A 15,479-nucleotide genomic window follows, 5' to 3' on the forward strand; every position below is an offset into this window, starting at 1 on the left:
TGGAAATTAATTCTAATAAAAAAACCGCCTCAAATTTTAATATTGAGACGGCTTCTTTTTTATACAAAACTGTTATTTTTAAATATGTCTTGATTTATCTGATCAATGTAGTTCAACACCTCATCTTTACCAAATTCACTTTCAGACGATGTTATAAAAAATGGTGGCACTTCTTCCCAACCATTGGCATGTAATGCTTTAGTATAAGCTGCCGTATGTTTTTGAATACTTCCTTTACTTATTTTGTCCACTTTTGTAAAGATAATTCCAAACGGAATGCCGCTTTCGCCTAAATAAGTAATAAACTCCAAATCAATTTTTTGTGCTTCGTGACGAATATCAACCAAAACAAAAGCACTTACCAATTGTTCGCGTTTTTCAAAGTATTCGGTAATGAATTTCTGAAAGATCGCTTTTGTTGATTTTGAAACTTTCGCATAACCGTATCCCGGTAAATCGACCAAAAACCAGTTGCTGTTAATTTTAAAATGATTTATTAACTGCGTCTTTCCTGGACGGCTTGATGTTTTTGCAAGACTTTTATTGTTGGTAAGCATATTAATCAGTGAAGATTTTCCAACGTTAGATCTTCCTATAAAAGCATATTCCGGAATAGGCTCTGTTGGACATTTCTTTACATCGGAATTACTTATGATAAATTCAGCAGTATTAATCTTCATAATTACTTAATATTTCGTTTTTCAAACCACTGGTCTAAAATCTCATTAAACTCGTTTGGTTTTTCCATCATTGCAGCATGCCCGCATTTATCAATCCAAAAAAGATCAGAATCTGGTAATAATTCGTTAAATTCTTCTGCAACATCTGGTGGTGTTACAATATCGTTTCTTCCCCAAATTATACAAGTACGCGTATTCATTTTAGGTAGATCTTTTGCCATATTATGACGAATGGCACTTTTTGCAATTGTAAGTGTCTTTATCAATTTAATACGATCGTTTACTGTTGCGTAAACATCATCGACAATTTCTTTGGTTGCAACCGCCGGATCGTAAAAAACATCTTCGGCTTTCTTTTTTATAAACTCGTAATCGCCACGACGCGGATAAGAGTCGCCCATGGCACTTTCGTACAACCCAGAACTACCAGTTATCACCAATGCTTCAACAAACTCTGGATGCATCTTTGTGTAATATAAGGCTATATGCCCACCTAAAGAATTACCTAGTAAAATTACTTTATCGTATTTTTTATGCTTTATAAATTCGTGTACAAATTTTGCAAAAGCTTTAATATTTGTTTTTAATATATTTAGGGTATAAATAGGTAATTCTGGCAGTACCACTTTATATCCTTTTTTAGGAAAGTAGTTGGCTACTCCATCAAAATTACTTAACCCGCCCATTAAACCGTGTAAAATAACAATTGGTGTTCCTTCACCAATTTCAATATATCTAAATTTTCCTTCTTCTATTATGTTTCGCTCCATATATGCGATTTCAATTCGTACAAATATACGATATTAATAAAAAATCGGGTAAAGTTAACGTACTTTAATTACTAAACAACTATTAAATCGCACAACTTTACACCAGCAGTTATTTAAAACATTAGTAATAATTTATACTAAATGCGTATTTATTTTGAAAGATACTTATATATTATTTAAGGTTGATTAAAATTCGTTAAAAAAAAATTCACTGCTTAAAATCAATAAGTTACCAAAGAATACACTATAAACAAAAACTTATCAACAAAGTGGTAAAAAGTGGTAGGAAGTGGTAAAATTTTACTTACTTTTGTTTTGTAATTAATCTAATGTAAAAATTTAATGCAACCAATAGTAGGTACATACGAATGTAAAATTGACACCAAAGGAAGGGTGTTGATACCTGCTGCATTAAAAAAACAACTGATTTCTGTTGGTGATGGTTTTATTCTAAAACGCTCTGTTTATGAGAAATGCGTTGAACTTTGGCCAATGAACGAATGGAACAAAATGTTAGAAAAATTAAACGAATTAAACCGTTTTAACCGCAAGGCAGACACCTTTATTCGCAAGTTTATGGCGGGCGTAAAGATAGTTGATATTGATGACGCCGGACGTTTGCAAATGAGTAAAGATTTGGTTGAATTCGCAAATATTTCTAAAGACGTGGTGTTTTCATCGAAAATTAACCTGATTGAAATCTGGGATAAAGATTTATACGAACAAATAGTAAACGATGAAGAAATTGACTTTGGCGATTTAGCCGAAGAAGTGATGGGAACAATAAATAATTATGGAGCATAACGAATACGAATATCACAACCCCGTACTTTTAAAAGAAACGGTTAACGGTTTAAACATAAAGCCAGACGGAGTTTATGTTGATGTTACTTTTGGCGGTGGCGGACATTCAAAAGAAATTATGCGCCACTTAGGACCAAACGGAAAATTGTTTGCTTTTGACCAAGATACCGATGCTTTGAAAAATGCGATTGACGATGAACGCTTTATATTGATAAATGAGAATTTCCGTTTCATAAAACGATTTTTACGTGTGTACGGCATTAAACAAGTCGATGGAATTTTGGGCGATTTTGGCGTATCATCTCATCAGTTTGATGTTGCCGAAAGAGGTTTTTCTACTCGTTTTGATGCCGAATTAGATATGCGAATGAATCAAAACAGCAGTCTTTCTGCCTACGAAGTAATCAATGATTATGACGAAGCCGCATTAAGCAAAATGTTTTTCTCTTACGGCGAATTAAACAATGCACGCGGTTTGGCTGCAGCAATTGTAACTGCTAGAAAAGAAGAGCCAATTAAAAATTCAGAACAATTAAAAAAAATATTCTCGCGTTTTTTACCGGCACATAAGAGCAATAAAATTTTAGCGCAGATTTATCAGGCAATTCGTATTGAAGTGAATCAAGAAATGGACGCTTTAAGAGAATTCTTGGAACAATCGTTAGAAATTCTGAAACCGGGCGGGCGTTTAAGCGTAATATCGTATCACTCTTTAGAAGACCGATTAGTAAAACGATTCATAAAAAACGGAATGTTTGAAGGCGAACCGGAACGCGACTTTTTCGGAAGATTTGAAGTTCCTTTTGAAACCATAGGAAAACTGATCGTTCCAACCGATGAAGAAATTAAACAAAATAACAGAGCACGAAGTGCCAAATTAAGAATAGCAGAAAAAAAATAGAATGGGATTAAACAATATAATAAAAGCAAAATTTTTGGTTGAAGGGCAATCGTTGAAAAATTGGCTTTTTATTATATACATTGTTTTCTGGACGTTGGTCTTGATTGCAAATAACCACTTTTACGAGCAAAAAATGATGAAAGTAAAAGATTTAACCGAACAGGTTAAAGAGCTTAGATCAGAATTTGTTGATAAAAGATCAGAATTAATGCAGTTGAGAATGGAATCGAATGTTTCAAAAGAAATGGAATTTTATCAGATTTTACCTTCTTCGGTTCCGCCAAAAAAAATAAAAGTTGTTATTGAAAAAGAAAAAAAGTGGTATGAGATATGGGACTAGCGAAGAAAACCGAAAATAACAGAATTTACTTTGTTTTCTTTGGAATGCTTGCCATTGGTATTGCCATTTTTTTTAAAATGAGCATTATTCAGTTTAAAGAAGGCGAGCAATGGCGCAGTAAAGCCGACAGTTTAACGATTAAAGACGAGATTATTCCTGCAAACCGCGGAAACATCTATTCGGCAGATGGTAGCTTATTGGCAACATCTATTCCAAAATACACGATTTATTTCGATCCTTATTCACCGTCAAACGAAAATTTCGAACAAAATATACGCGGTTTTTCAGATTCTTTAGCCAAGTTCATTCCAAAAAAATCGGCAGGCGAATACGAAGCTTATTTCCGCAAAGCACGTTCTAACAAAAAACGTTACATACATATTGCTACCAAGTTAAGTTATACGCAATATATGAAACTAAAATCGTTTCCGCTGTTTAATCTGGGCAAATTTAAAGGCGGAATGATTGTTAACCAGGTGCATGTACGCGAATATCCAATGGGAATGATCGCTAACAGAACAATAGGCTACGAACGTGTTAACGACGATAAAACCATTACAAGAAAAGGTATCGAGGCTGCTTTTACCGATTATTTAACGGGTAAAGAAGGCAAGCGCAAGGTGCAGAAAATGTCTAAAAACCTTTGGAAACCAATTCACGACGAAAACGAGATTGATCCCAAAGACGGTTACGACATTACCACAACTATAGATGTGTATGTTCAGGATATTGCGCACCATGCCTTATTAAGTTCTTTGGAATACTATGAAGCCGATCACGGAACGGTGATTGTCATGGAAACAAATACGGGACAAATTAAAGCAATATCAAACCTTGGAAAGATTGATGATGGATCGTACCGCGAAACAGTAAATTATGCTGTTTTAGAACGCCATGATCCGGGTTCTACCTTTAAACTGGCATCGTATTTAGCTTTGTTAGATGACGGAAAAGCCGATACTGCTACTATTTATGATACTCATGGTGGAATTGTAACTTTTTCGGGCAGACAGGTTCGCGATTCTAACCGTCGTGGTTACGGAAAAATTTCTTTAGGTCGCGCGTTTGAAGTTTCATCCAACACAGTTGTTACACAAGCGGTTAATCAGGCTTATAAAGACAATCCGAAAGAGTTTACAGATAAAATGAAAGATTTTGGGTTTAATGCCACTTTAGGTATGGATCTTAAAGGCGAACCAAAATCGTACATTCCTGTTCCTGGTGATAGAAATTGGAGTAAAATTGCCTTACCATGGATGGCTTACGGTTACGGAATTCTAGTTACACCAATGCAGACTTTAACCTTATACAACGCTGTTGCAAATAATGGCGAAATGGTAAAACCACAGTTTGTAAAGGAAATTCGCGATGTAAATCAGGTAATCAGAACTTTTGATAAAGAAGTGATCAACCCGCAGATCGTAAAACCAAAAGTGGTAAAAGAAATGCAGGCAATCATGAAAAACGTGGTTTTAAGAGGAACCGGAAAAGGTTTGCTTTCGCACGATTTTTCAATGGCTGGTAAAACAGGAACTGCGCAAATGAATTACGGAAACCGTGGGGGAATGTACTACGCATCGTCTTTTGTAGGATATTTTCCTGCCGATAATCCAAAGTATTCATGCATCGTAGTGATCCATAGACCAACAAAACACAGTTATTATGGTGGTGATGTTGCCGGACCAGTTTTTAAACGTATCGCACAAAAGATTTTTACAGATGTGCCTTCGTTAAAAGAAATCAAAAACATAGAAACTCCGTCACAAGTGGCGGTAAAAAGTTATAAAAATTATTACACAAACGTAAAACACTCGGGTTCTGCAATGCCTAATGTGGTTGGTTTACCTGCGATGGATGCGGTTGCCATATTAGAAAATTTAGGATTGAAAGTACAGGTTGTAGGCTTTGGAAAAGTAACAAAACAATCGGTTGCAAACGGAGAAAAAATTACAAAACAACAAACAATAACATTAGAATTAAGTTGAAAAAATTAAAAGACATACTATATAAAGTATCGATAGATGCTGTTAGAGGTTCTACAAGTATAGACATCTCTGATATTGTCTTTGATTCAAGAAAAATCACTCCGAACTGTGTGTTTATCGCACAAAAAGGAACTATTTCTAACGGACACGATTATATTGAAAAAGCCATAGAAAACGGCGCAACTGCAATTGTTTATGAAGATGATCCTGCAGTTTTTTCAGATCATGTAACTTATATAAAAGTTGCCGATGCCAATAAAGCATTAGCGTTTATCGCAGCTAATTTTTACGATAATCCGTCAGAAAAATTGTCTTTGGTTGGTGTTACCGGTACAAACGGCAAAACAACTATTGCTACCTTATTGCATCAGTTATTTACAAAAGCAGGTTATAAAGTTGGTTTATTATCAACCGTAAAAATAGTAATTGGTAACGATGCTTATACTGCAACGCATACCACACCCGATTCTATTTCAATAAACAACTACTTAAACCAAATGGTTCAGGCTGGTTGCAGTTATTGTTTTATGGAAGTTAGTTCGCATGGAATTGCTCAAAAACGTACTGATGCATTAGTGTTTAAAGGTGGAATTTTCACCAATCTTTCGCACGATCATTTAGATTATCACAAAACATTCGCAGAATATCGCAATGTAAAAAAATCGTTTTTTGATTCACTTCCAAAAACAGCTTTTGCTATTAGCAATGCCGATGATAAAAACGGAGCGTTCATGTTACAAAACTGTGACGCAAAGAAAACAATGTACAGCATACAGAATGTTGCCGATGTAAACGGAAAAATCATTGAAAGTCAGTTTAACGGCATGTTGCTAAACATCAATAATCAAGAAGTTTGGGTACAGCTAATCGGTAAATTCAACGCATCAAACCTATTGGCGATTTACGCAACAGCTCTAGAATTAGGCTTAAGCAAAGAAGAAGTTTTGGTGCATTTAAGCACGTTGCAAAGTGTATCAGGTAGATTTCAGTTCATCGTTTCAAAAACTAAAATCACCGCAATTGTAGATTACGCACATACACCAGACGCGTTGGAAAACGTACTGAAAACCATTGCTGAAATACGAACATTTAACGAGCAATTGTTTACGGTTGTTGGTTGTGGCGGAAATCGCGATAAAGAAAAACGCCCAGTAATGGCACGTATTGCAACAGAAAACAGCGATACGGTTATTCTAACGTCAGACAATCCACGCAACGAAGATCCTTTTGAAATTTTAAAGGAAATGGAAGCCGGTGTTGAAGCACAAAATACCAACAAGTATCTAACAATAGAAGACCGTCACCAAGCCATAAAAACAGCCTGCAAAATGGCGAAAGAAGGTGATATTATTTTAATTGCTGGCAAAGGTCACGAAGATTATCAGGAAATAAAAGGTGTGAAACATCACTTTAACGATTTAGAGGAAGTTATCAATTTTTTAAACGAATTCAATAAGTAAAATGTTATACTACTTATTAAAATATTTAGATGGTATGTTCGATTTTCCGGGATCGGCATTGTACCAGTTCATCACCTTTCGTTCGGGAATGGCGTTTATTTTATCACTTTTGGTATCAACCATTTTTGGTAAAAAAATCATCAGTTATTTGCGCAAACAGCAAATTGGCGAAACCGTACGCGAATTAGGCTTAGAAGGTCAGAACGAAAAAGCAGGAACGCCAACAATGGGTGGTATCATCATTATCATGGCAACGTTAATTCCGGTTTTGCTTTTGGCACGATTAGAAAACATCTATGTTTTGGTTTTGATTTTAACCACAATCTGGATGGGTGTTATTGGTTTTTTAGACGATTATATCAAGGTTTTTAAGAAAGATAAAGAAGGTTTAAAAGGAAAATTTAAAGTTGTAGGACAAATTGGTTTGGGACTTATTGTAGGAGCGATCTTCTACTTTCATCCGAATATTACCGTGCGCGATACTCCGAGTATTTTGTTGGAAACCGGCGTAACCAGTAAGTTCGATATTAAATCAACTACTACAACCATTCCGTTTTTTAAGGATAACGAATTTAATTACGGACAGTTGATTTCGTGGATGGGCGACGGATACGAGAATTACATCTGGTTAATTTTTATACCAATTGTAATTTTTATTGTAACGGCAGTTTCAAACGGAGCCAATTTAACCGATGGGATCGATGGTCTCGCCGCAGGAACATCCGCCATAACCGTTGTGGCTTTGGGGATTTTCGCATTTGTGTCGGGTAACTTTGTTTTTGCAAACTACCTCAACATTATGTACATACCCAATTCCGGTGAAATGACGGTTTTCATAGCCGCCTTTGTAGGCGCACTCGTCGGTTTTCTCTGGTACAACGCATTTCCAGCTCAGGTTTTTATGGGCGATACCGGAAGTTTAACCATTGGTGGTGTTATTGCCGTTTTAGCAATTGCGGTTCGTAAAGAAATGTTGATTCCTGTTTTGTGCGGAATTTTCCTTGCAGAGAACCTTTCGGTAGTTGTACAAGTAGCTTATTTTAAATATACCAAACGAAAATACGGAGAAGGCAGACGCATTTTATTAATGTCGCCATTGCATCATCATTATCAGAAAAAAGGATATCACGAAAGTAAAATTGTAACCCGTTTTTGGATTGTAGGTATCTTTTTAGCAATTTTCTGTGTTGTATCATTAAAATTAAGATAGCATGCGATTGGTAATTTTAGGTGCAGGAGAAAGCGGTGTTGGAACAGCACTTTTAGGAAAGAAAGAAGGTTACGACATATTTGTCTCTGATTTTGGCTCGATCAGTGAAAAATATCAGCAAATATTGAATAATGAAAAGATCGAATGGGAACAGCAGCAACACACCGAAAGCAAAATTTTAAATGCCGATGTTGTTGTAAAAAGTCCGGGAATTCCAGATAAAGCTCCCATCGTAAAAAAATTGCACGAAAAAGGCATCAAGGTAATATCCGAAATTGAATTTGTGTATCAGTTTGCAAAAAACACATCAATCGCAATTACGGGTAGCAACGGCAAAACCACCACCACCATGCTAACCTATCATTTGTTAAAGCAAGAAGGTTTAAATGTTGGTTTAGCAGGAAACATTGGTGAAAGTTATGGAAAGCAAGTTGTGTTGGATCCTGAAAAATTGTTTGTGTTAGAATTAAGCAGTTTTCAGCTAGACGGAAATATCAATTACAACCCGCACATTGCCATTATTACAAACATCAGTCCTGATCATTTAGATCGATACGATTATAAATACGAAAATTACATTGCATCTAAATTTCGTATCACAATGAATCAAACAAGCGAAGATTATTTGATTTACGATGCAGACGACGAAGCCATTAACAACTGGCTGAAAAATAACCAAACAAAAGCACAATTGGTTCCTTTTTCCCTGACAAAGAAATTTGAAAAAGGCGCTTATTTAGAAGATAACAACATTATAGCAATGATAAACAACGAAAAAATGACGGTTCCTGTAGCCGAAATTGCAATAGAAGGTAAACACAACGTAAAAAATGCCATGGCTGCTACATTAGTTGCGCAAATGATGCGCGTACGCAAACAAACAATTCGCGAAAGTTTATCTAATTTTCAAAATGCAGAACATCGTTTGGAAAAAGTTGCTAAAATAAATAAAGTACAATACATAAACGATTCTAAAGCAACAAATGTAAATGCTACGTATTTTGCATTAGAAAGTATGAATACACCGACTGTTTGGATTGTTGGTGGTGTTGACAAAGGAAACGATTACGACGAATTAATGAGCTTTGTAAACGAAAAAGTGAAAGCTATTATTTGTTTGGGTATTGATAACACAAAAATCATCAATGCGTTTTCGCCAATTGTTGATTTAATCGTGGAAGCATCTTCAATGGAAGAAGCTGTAAAACTGGCATCAAAAGCATCAGAAGAAGGTGATACTGTTTTACTTTCGCCAGCTTGTGCAAGTTTCGATCTGTTTACAAGTTACGAAGACCGCGGAACACAATTTAAAAACGAAGTACAAAAATTATAAACAAAATGAGAAAGTTATTATCCCAATTTCAAGGCGATAAAGCTATATGGGCGTATGTAATATTACTTGCCCTATTCTCGTTTATGCCTGTATTTAGCGCTAGTACCAACTTGGTGCACGTTGTTGGAACAGGTTCTATTATAGGTTTATTGTTTAAACACTTCGGTCATATTTTTGTAGGAATCGTGATCATCTTTTTTGTTCACCGCATTCCGTTCGATCGTTTAAAATATCTGGCTCCCGTTGCATGGATACCCGTTTCAGCCTTATTACTTATTACAGCTGCTCAAGGCATGATGATTGGTGGAGCAAATGCTAGTCGTTGGTTAAAAATACCTTTGCTTAACATTTCGTTTCAACCATCATCTTTAGGTTGGATTGCTTTAATTGCTTATATCGCGTGGTTTTTATGGCGTTTTGCCGATGAAAAATACACATTTGGTTGGTCTTTATTATGGTTAGGTGTACCAACTGCATTCATCATTGGTCCAGTATTACCATCGAATTTATCAACTGCAGCCATTATATTATTCACTATTGGTTTACTGTTGTTTGTTGGTAAATATCCAACCAAATACATGACCAAAATTATAACTGGTTGTGCCATTATGGTTGCTTTGGCAATTGGTATGTTTAAAGCATTTCCCGATATGGCTCCTTCGCGATACAAAACTTGGGAAGCTCGTTTTAGTCGATTTGGTTCTCAAGATAAAGATGAAGATCGATATCAGATCGAAAATGCTAAAATTGCCATTGCACAAGGACAAATGTTTGGTGTTGGTCCGGGTAAAAGTGTTCAAAAGAACTTTTTACCGCAATCATCATCCGATTTTATTTATGCGATCATTGTAGAAGAATTCGGTTTTTTAGGTGGAATATCCATATTAATCGTTTACATATTATTGCTCTTCCGGTTTTTAGTAGTGAGTAACAAAGCCCCAAATTTGTTCGGAAAATATCTCGCCTTTGGGTTAGGTTTTTCGATCATATTTCAGGCATTTATCAATATGGGCGTTGCAGTTGAAATTTTCCCGACAACAGGTCAGCCACTTCCGTTAGTTAGTTCTGGTGGAACATCAATATGGATGACATGCGTATCGTTAGGAATCATTTTAAGTATCTCTAGAAAAGAAGAACAGGTAAAAGAACAACTGGCGAATCAGGAAAAAAAACAGGAAGAATTTAAACGGATTTTAGAAGAACAACAAACTGAAAAAGATTTAAAGAATGAAAATGATTCGGACGACAATCCGATCTATGCAGTTTTAAACAAATAAATTATGAAACCAAATCCAAGATTCATTATTAGTGGCGGCGGTACAGGCGGACACATTTATCCGGCAATTGCCATTGCAAACGAAATTAAGGCACAGATTCCTGCTGCCGAAATTTTATTTGTAGGCGCACAAGATAAAATGGAAATGCAGAAAGTTCCTGCTGCGGGTTACGAAATCAAAGGATTGTGGATTGCTGGTATTCAAAGAAAAATTACGATTGATAATGCACTTTTCCCGGTTAAGTTTTTATCAAGCTTAATGAAATCACGTAAAATTATCAAAGAATTTAAGCCCGATGTGGTGATCGGAACCGGTGGTTTTGCAAGTGGTGCGGTTGTAAAAGTAGCACAGCAAATGAATATTCCAACGGTTATACAAGAACAAAATTCATATCCAGGAATTACAAATAAAATGCTGGCATCAAAAGCAAACGCAATTTGTGTGGCTTATGACGGATTATCGACTTATTTTAAATCGAACAAAATAATTAAAACAGGTAATCCCGTTCGTCAGGATTTATTAACAATTGATACCAAACGAAGCGAAGCTCAAGAGTTTTACGGATTAAATCCCAACAAAAAAACAGTCGTTATTTTGGGCGGAAGTTTGGGCGCTCGCAGAATCAATCAGTTGGTAGAAAAAGAATTGCCTTTTTTTAAAGAACAAAACGTTCAGGTAATTTGGCAGTGCGGTAAATTTTACATCAACGATTACAAAAAATACCACAACAACGAAGATGTTTTTGTGTACGATTTTATAGAACGAATGGATTTATTGTTCGCAGCTGCCGATATTATTGTTTCTCGTGCCGGCGCATCATCTGTTTCAGAATTGGCAATTGTAGGCAAACCGGTTATTTTTATTCCATCGCCAAACGTTGCAGAAGATCATCAAACCAAAAACGCCAAAAGCATTACAGATAAAAACGCAGCCGTTTTGTTGAAAGAAGCAGATTTAGATAATCAGTTTCAAGAACAAATGTTACGCTTGCTAACAAACGATCAGGTTGTAGAAGCATTATCAAAAAACATTAAAACATTAGCATTACCAAATGCTACAAAAGATATAGTAAACGAAATTTTTAAGTTGGTTAAGTAAATAAAGTAGAAAGTTAGAAAGTTAGAAAGTTGTAAAGTCAAACGAATTATAAGCTATTTTAAGTCAAGTCAAAAATGAACGAAATCGTATTATACACACCTGACGAACTTACGGAGCGTATCGAAGTAAGAATAAACGAGGAAACGGTTTGGCTTAATCGTCAGCAAATTGCTATGCTTTTTGGTAGAGATGTAAAAACGATTGGAAAGCACATCAATAATGTATTTTCTGAAGGAGAGTTAATAAAAGAAGTGGTTGTCGCAAATTTTGCGACAACCACTCAACACGGTGCTATTAAAGGGAAAACACAAACTTTAAAAGTAGAACACTATAATCTCGATGTAATTATTTCGGTAGGTTATAGAGTAAAATCTAAACAAGGAACGCAATTTCGTATTTGGGCTACAAATGTTTTGAGGGATTATTTATTGAAAGGTTATGCGTTGAATCAACGAATGAACAGAATAGAAAATAATCTGGAGAATCTTTCTGATGAAGTTCAGAAAATTTCTCTGCAAATCAATACACATCTTATTCCTACGCAGGGCGTATTTTTTGACGGACAAGTTTTTGATGCTTACGAATTGACATCAAAAATTATAAAAACAGCAAAGAAAAATATTGTGCTTATTGATAATTATATTGATGAAAACACTTTTATTCATTTATCAATGAAAAATAAAAATGTAAAAGTAGCTTTGTTTACCAAGCCTGCAACCAAACAACTGCTTTTAGATTTACAAAAAGCAAACGAACAATACGGAGGTTTTGAAGTAAAAAATTTCACACAAAGCCACGACAGGTTTTTGATAATTGACAGTAAAGAAGTTTATCATCTTGGAGCCTCGCTCAAAGATTTAGGCAAAAAATGGTTTGCTTTTTCCAAATTAGAAAAAACATCAGTACAAAGCATTTTAGAGAAAATTAATATTTAAGAAGAGAAATAATAGTAAACAGATTTTAAATTACAAAGTTGTAGGCAAAACGTCACTTCGAGTAGTAAAATATGAACATAAAAAAATACATATTATCATTTTTTATTCTTCTGTCAACAATGGTTTTCGGACAAGATATGATTGCCGATTCTTTAGAAATAAACAGATTTGATCATTTAGTAAATGAAATTAAAAATGATAGTTCATTGAAGATGATAAGCCTTGATGATGTTAAATTGTTAAACAGATTCAACAAAAAAACTTACCATTCATTATCTGTTCAATTAAAAAATGATAAAATAGTTTGTATTGACTTGTTCGACTATTCTGAAATTACAAGTACTAACGACCTTATTACTAAATTGATAAGAACAAAATATTTTATCAATAATGAAAATGTTTTAATTTATACTGAAGAATATTACGGTCACACAAGAAATAAATTATATTATAAAAATGCCGATATAATTAAAGCAGTTAATAATGATTTTGTAATTAATAGTGAAGATGAACTTAATTACGCTATTAAAAACAAAGAACAGATATATAAAAATTTTAAAAAAATATACAAAGTATCAAAAAGAAAAATCAAGAAATTACAAAATGAGCAACTATAAAAACATATTTTTTCTTGGAATCGGCGGTATTGGCATGAGTGCCATTGCTCGATACTTTAAGCGTATTGGTAAAAATGTTGCCGGTTACGACAAAACGCCTACGCAGTTAACACACGAGTTAGAAGCCGAAGATATTGCCATTCATTACACCGACGATTTAGAAAATATTACAGTAGATTATCAAAATGCCGAAGATACTTTGGTGGTTTACACACCGGCTGTTCCAAAACATCATGCCGAACTTAATTATTTTCAGAATAATGGTTTTGCAGTAAAAAAACGTGCCGAAGTTTTAGGTATTATTACTCAAAACAGTTTTTCGTTAGCTGTTGCAGGTACACACGGAAAAACAACCACATCGAGCATGTTGGCGCATATTTTAGTGGCTGCAAACGCGCCGGTTACTGCGTTTTTAGGCGGAGTTGTTGAAGGATACGATACGAATTTAATTGGTAACGGAACGGATGCTACGGTTGTAGAAGCCGATGAGTTTGATCGATCTTTCTTGCACCTGCATCCAAATATTGCCTGTGTAATTTCAGACGATGCCGATCATTTGGATATTTACGGAACCAACGATGCCATTAAATCATCGTTTGCTGAATTTGCAGCAAAAATAAGCGATAAAGACCATTTGTTTATCGCTCAAGGAATTGAAAACATCAACGGCACAGAAGTTTCAGTAAACGGAACGGCTGTTATCAATGCTTATAATTTACGATTCGAAAACGGCAAACGTGTTTTTGATTTAGATTTTAAAGGCGAAAAAATTACCGATATAAAATTACTAATGCCTGGCGAACACAATGTATTGAACGCTTCACTGGCATTTGCAATGGCGAAAACCTATGGTTTAAGCAACGAAGAAATAAAATCGGGATTAGACAGTTTTAAAGGAATCCGCAGACGTTTTTCTTATAAGATCAATACCGAAAAATTAGTGATGATTGACGATTACGCACATCACCCAACAGAAATAAATGCCGTGAGCCAGGCAGTACACGAAATGTACCCAAATAAGAAGATTACAGCCGTGTTTCAACCCCATTTATTCTCTAGAACAAGAGATTTTATGGACGGTTTTGCCGAAAGCTTATCAACATTTAACAATGTAGTTTTGCTTGAAATCTACCCAGCACGCGAGTTTCCAATAGAAAACATCAATTCTACAATGTTAATAAATAAGATAAAATCGGCGTCGAAAATTTTGTTGCCTAAAGAAGAATTAGTATCTTTTTTAACCAAAAATACCCCCGAAGTTCTTTTAATTATCGGCGCTGGCGATGTAGGCGAAATGGTAGATGAAATTAAAACAGAATTAGAAAAAAATAATTGATAAAATGATTAAAAAAATCAATTGGTTCGATGTATTTTTGGCGTTTGTAATTGCCGCCCTGTTTGCTTTGGTAGCCTTTGCTAACCAACGAAACAATGCACGCTACATTGAACAGATTGATGTAAAGCTTTTAAGTTCTAACAATCACTTTATTACGCAGGAAATGGTAGAAAAATCGATCATTCAAACATTCCCCCGTGATTCAAAAATAGTGAACAGTGAATTGAACCTAAAAAAGATCGAAGACAAGCTGAACAAGCATCCAATGATTGCAAAATCGGAAGTATTTGTTGATGTAGACGGAAAATTACACGCCCAAGTAACACAGAAAAAGGCAATGGCAAGGGTAATGAACGGCACCGGATCGTTTTATATCGATGAAATTGGTGATAAAATGCCATTATCTAACCAGTTTAGCGCACACGTGCCGGTGGTTTATGGCGAATTGAAACCAAAAAATAAAGAAGTTTTTTCTGAATTACTGAATACCATAAGTAACGACGAATTTTTAAAAACAACGATAACGGGTATAAAGATAAATCCCGATCAGTCATTGATATTTACCGTTCGCGATTACAATTATATGGTTGAATTTGGGCATTTAAAAGAAATAGAAAAAAAGTTTGACAATTACAAAGCTTTTGTACATTACTCAAAAAACGATACCCTTATAGGTTATTACAAAAACGTTAATTTAAGATTTACAGAGCAAGTAGTTTGCACGAAATAAAAG

At 35.0% G+C, this 15,479-nt stretch carries 15 protein-coding genes; 13 read left to right on the forward strand and 2 right to left on the reverse strand.

The genetic code is table 11. The annotated features are described in order from the left end of the window. Positions 1-59: 59 nt before the first annotated feature. Complete coding sequence (yihA, locus tag EG242_RS07115; protein ID WP_124899211.1) at positions 60-680, reverse strand: ribosome biogenesis GTP-binding protein YihA/YsxC; 621 nt, start codon at positions 678-680, stop codon at positions 60-62. A 2-nt stretch (positions 681-682) separates the two neighbouring features. After that, entirely contained in the window at positions 683-1,450 is a 768-nt protein-coding gene (locus tag EG242_RS07120) for an alpha/beta fold hydrolase (protein ID WP_124899212.1), read from the reverse strand. A 342-nt stretch (positions 1,451-1,792) separates the two neighbouring features. On the opposite strand from EG242_RS07120, the gene mraZ reads away from it, so the two are divergent. The 13 genes from mraZ (at position 1,793) to EG242_RS07185 (ending at position 15,476) form a co-directional block, all read left to right on the forward strand. Continuing rightward, positions 1,793-2,254: a division/cell wall cluster transcriptional repressor MraZ gene (mraZ, locus tag EG242_RS07125; protein WP_124899213.1), complete on the forward strand. Its 462-nt coding sequence runs from the start codon at positions 1,793-1,795 to the stop codon at positions 2,252-2,254. Further along, a complete protein-coding gene (rsmH, locus tag EG242_RS07130; protein ID WP_124899214.1) occupies positions 2,244-3,155 on the forward strand; it encodes a 16S rRNA (cytosine(1402)-N(4))-methyltransferase RsmH in 912 nt (303 codons plus the stop codon). Before mraZ ends, rsmH begins: the two co-directional genes overlap by 11 nt. Position 3,156: 1 nt before the next feature. After that, the gene (locus EG242_RS07135; RefSeq protein ID WP_124899215.1) at positions 3,157-3,495 is read left to right on the forward strand and encodes an FtsL-like putative cell division protein; all 339 of its coding nucleotides are present in this window, start codon (positions 3,157-3,159) and stop codon (positions 3,493-3,495) included. Beyond that, a complete protein-coding gene (locus tag EG242_RS07140; protein WP_124899216.1) occupies positions 3,486-5,480 on the forward strand; it encodes a penicillin-binding protein in 1,995 nt (664 codons plus the stop codon). Before EG242_RS07135 ends, EG242_RS07140 begins: the two co-directional genes overlap by 10 nt. Beyond that, positions 5,477-6,940 (forward strand): UDP-N-acetylmuramoyl-L-alanyl-D-glutamate--2,6-diaminopimelate ligase, encoded by a 1,464-nt coding sequence (locus tag EG242_RS07145; RefSeq protein ID WP_124899217.1) that lies wholly within the window; start codon positions 5,477-5,479, stop codon positions 6,938-6,940. The genes EG242_RS07140 and EG242_RS07145 overlap by 4 nt, the downstream gene beginning before the upstream one ends. Before the next feature lies 1 nt (position 6,941). After that, positions 6,942-8,150: a phospho-N-acetylmuramoyl-pentapeptide-transferase gene (gene mraY / locus EG242_RS07150; protein ID WP_124899218.1), complete on the forward strand. Its 1,209-nt coding sequence runs from the start codon at positions 6,942-6,944 to the stop codon at positions 8,148-8,150. Position 8,151: 1 nt separating this feature from the next. Then, complete coding sequence (gene murD, locus EG242_RS07155; protein WP_124899219.1) at positions 8,152-9,483, forward strand: UDP-N-acetylmuramoyl-L-alanine--D-glutamate ligase; 1,332 nt, start codon at positions 8,152-8,154, stop codon at positions 9,481-9,483. A gap of 5 nt (positions 9,484-9,488) precedes the next feature. After that, complete coding sequence (locus tag EG242_RS07160) at positions 9,489-10,760, forward strand: FtsW/RodA/SpoVE family cell cycle protein (protein WP_124899220.1); 1,272 nt, start codon at positions 9,489-9,491, stop codon at positions 10,758-10,760. Between the two features lie 3 nt (positions 10,761-10,763). Continuing rightward, a complete protein-coding gene (gene murG, locus EG242_RS07165; RefSeq protein ID WP_124899221.1) occupies positions 10,764-11,858 on the forward strand; it encodes an undecaprenyldiphospho-muramoylpentapeptide beta-N-acetylglucosaminyltransferase in 1,095 nt (364 codons plus the stop codon). Positions 11,859-11,932: 74 nt separating this feature from the next. Continuing rightward, positions 11,933-12,793 carry a virulence RhuM family protein gene (locus EG242_RS07170; protein ID WP_124899222.1) on the forward strand — a complete coding sequence of 287 codons (861 nt, stop codon included), beginning with the start codon at positions 11,933-11,935 and terminating at the stop codon, positions 12,791-12,793. 71 nt (positions 12,794-12,864) lie between these two features. Beyond that, the gene (locus tag EG242_RS07175) at positions 12,865-13,410 is read left to right on the forward strand and encodes a hypothetical protein (RefSeq protein ID WP_124899223.1); all 546 of its coding nucleotides are present in this window, start codon (positions 12,865-12,867) and stop codon (positions 13,408-13,410) included. Next, complete coding sequence (gene murC, locus EG242_RS07180) at positions 13,397-14,746, forward strand: UDP-N-acetylmuramate--L-alanine ligase (RefSeq protein ID WP_124899224.1); 1,350 nt, start codon at positions 13,397-13,399, stop codon at positions 14,744-14,746. The genes EG242_RS07175 and murC overlap by 14 nt, the downstream gene beginning before the upstream one ends. Before the next feature lie 4 nt (positions 14,747-14,750). Beyond that, positions 14,751-15,476, forward strand: a complete 726-nt coding sequence (locus tag EG242_RS07185) for a cell division protein FtsQ/DivIB (RefSeq protein ID WP_124899225.1) — start codon at positions 14,751-14,753, stop codon at positions 15,474-15,476. The last annotated feature ends 3 nt before the right edge of the window (positions 15,477-15,479 follow it).

This window comes from Paenimyroides viscosum (assembly GCF_003858535.1).
GTDB lineage: Bacteria > Bacteroidota > Bacteroidia > Flavobacteriales > Flavobacteriaceae > Flavobacterium > Flavobacterium viscosum.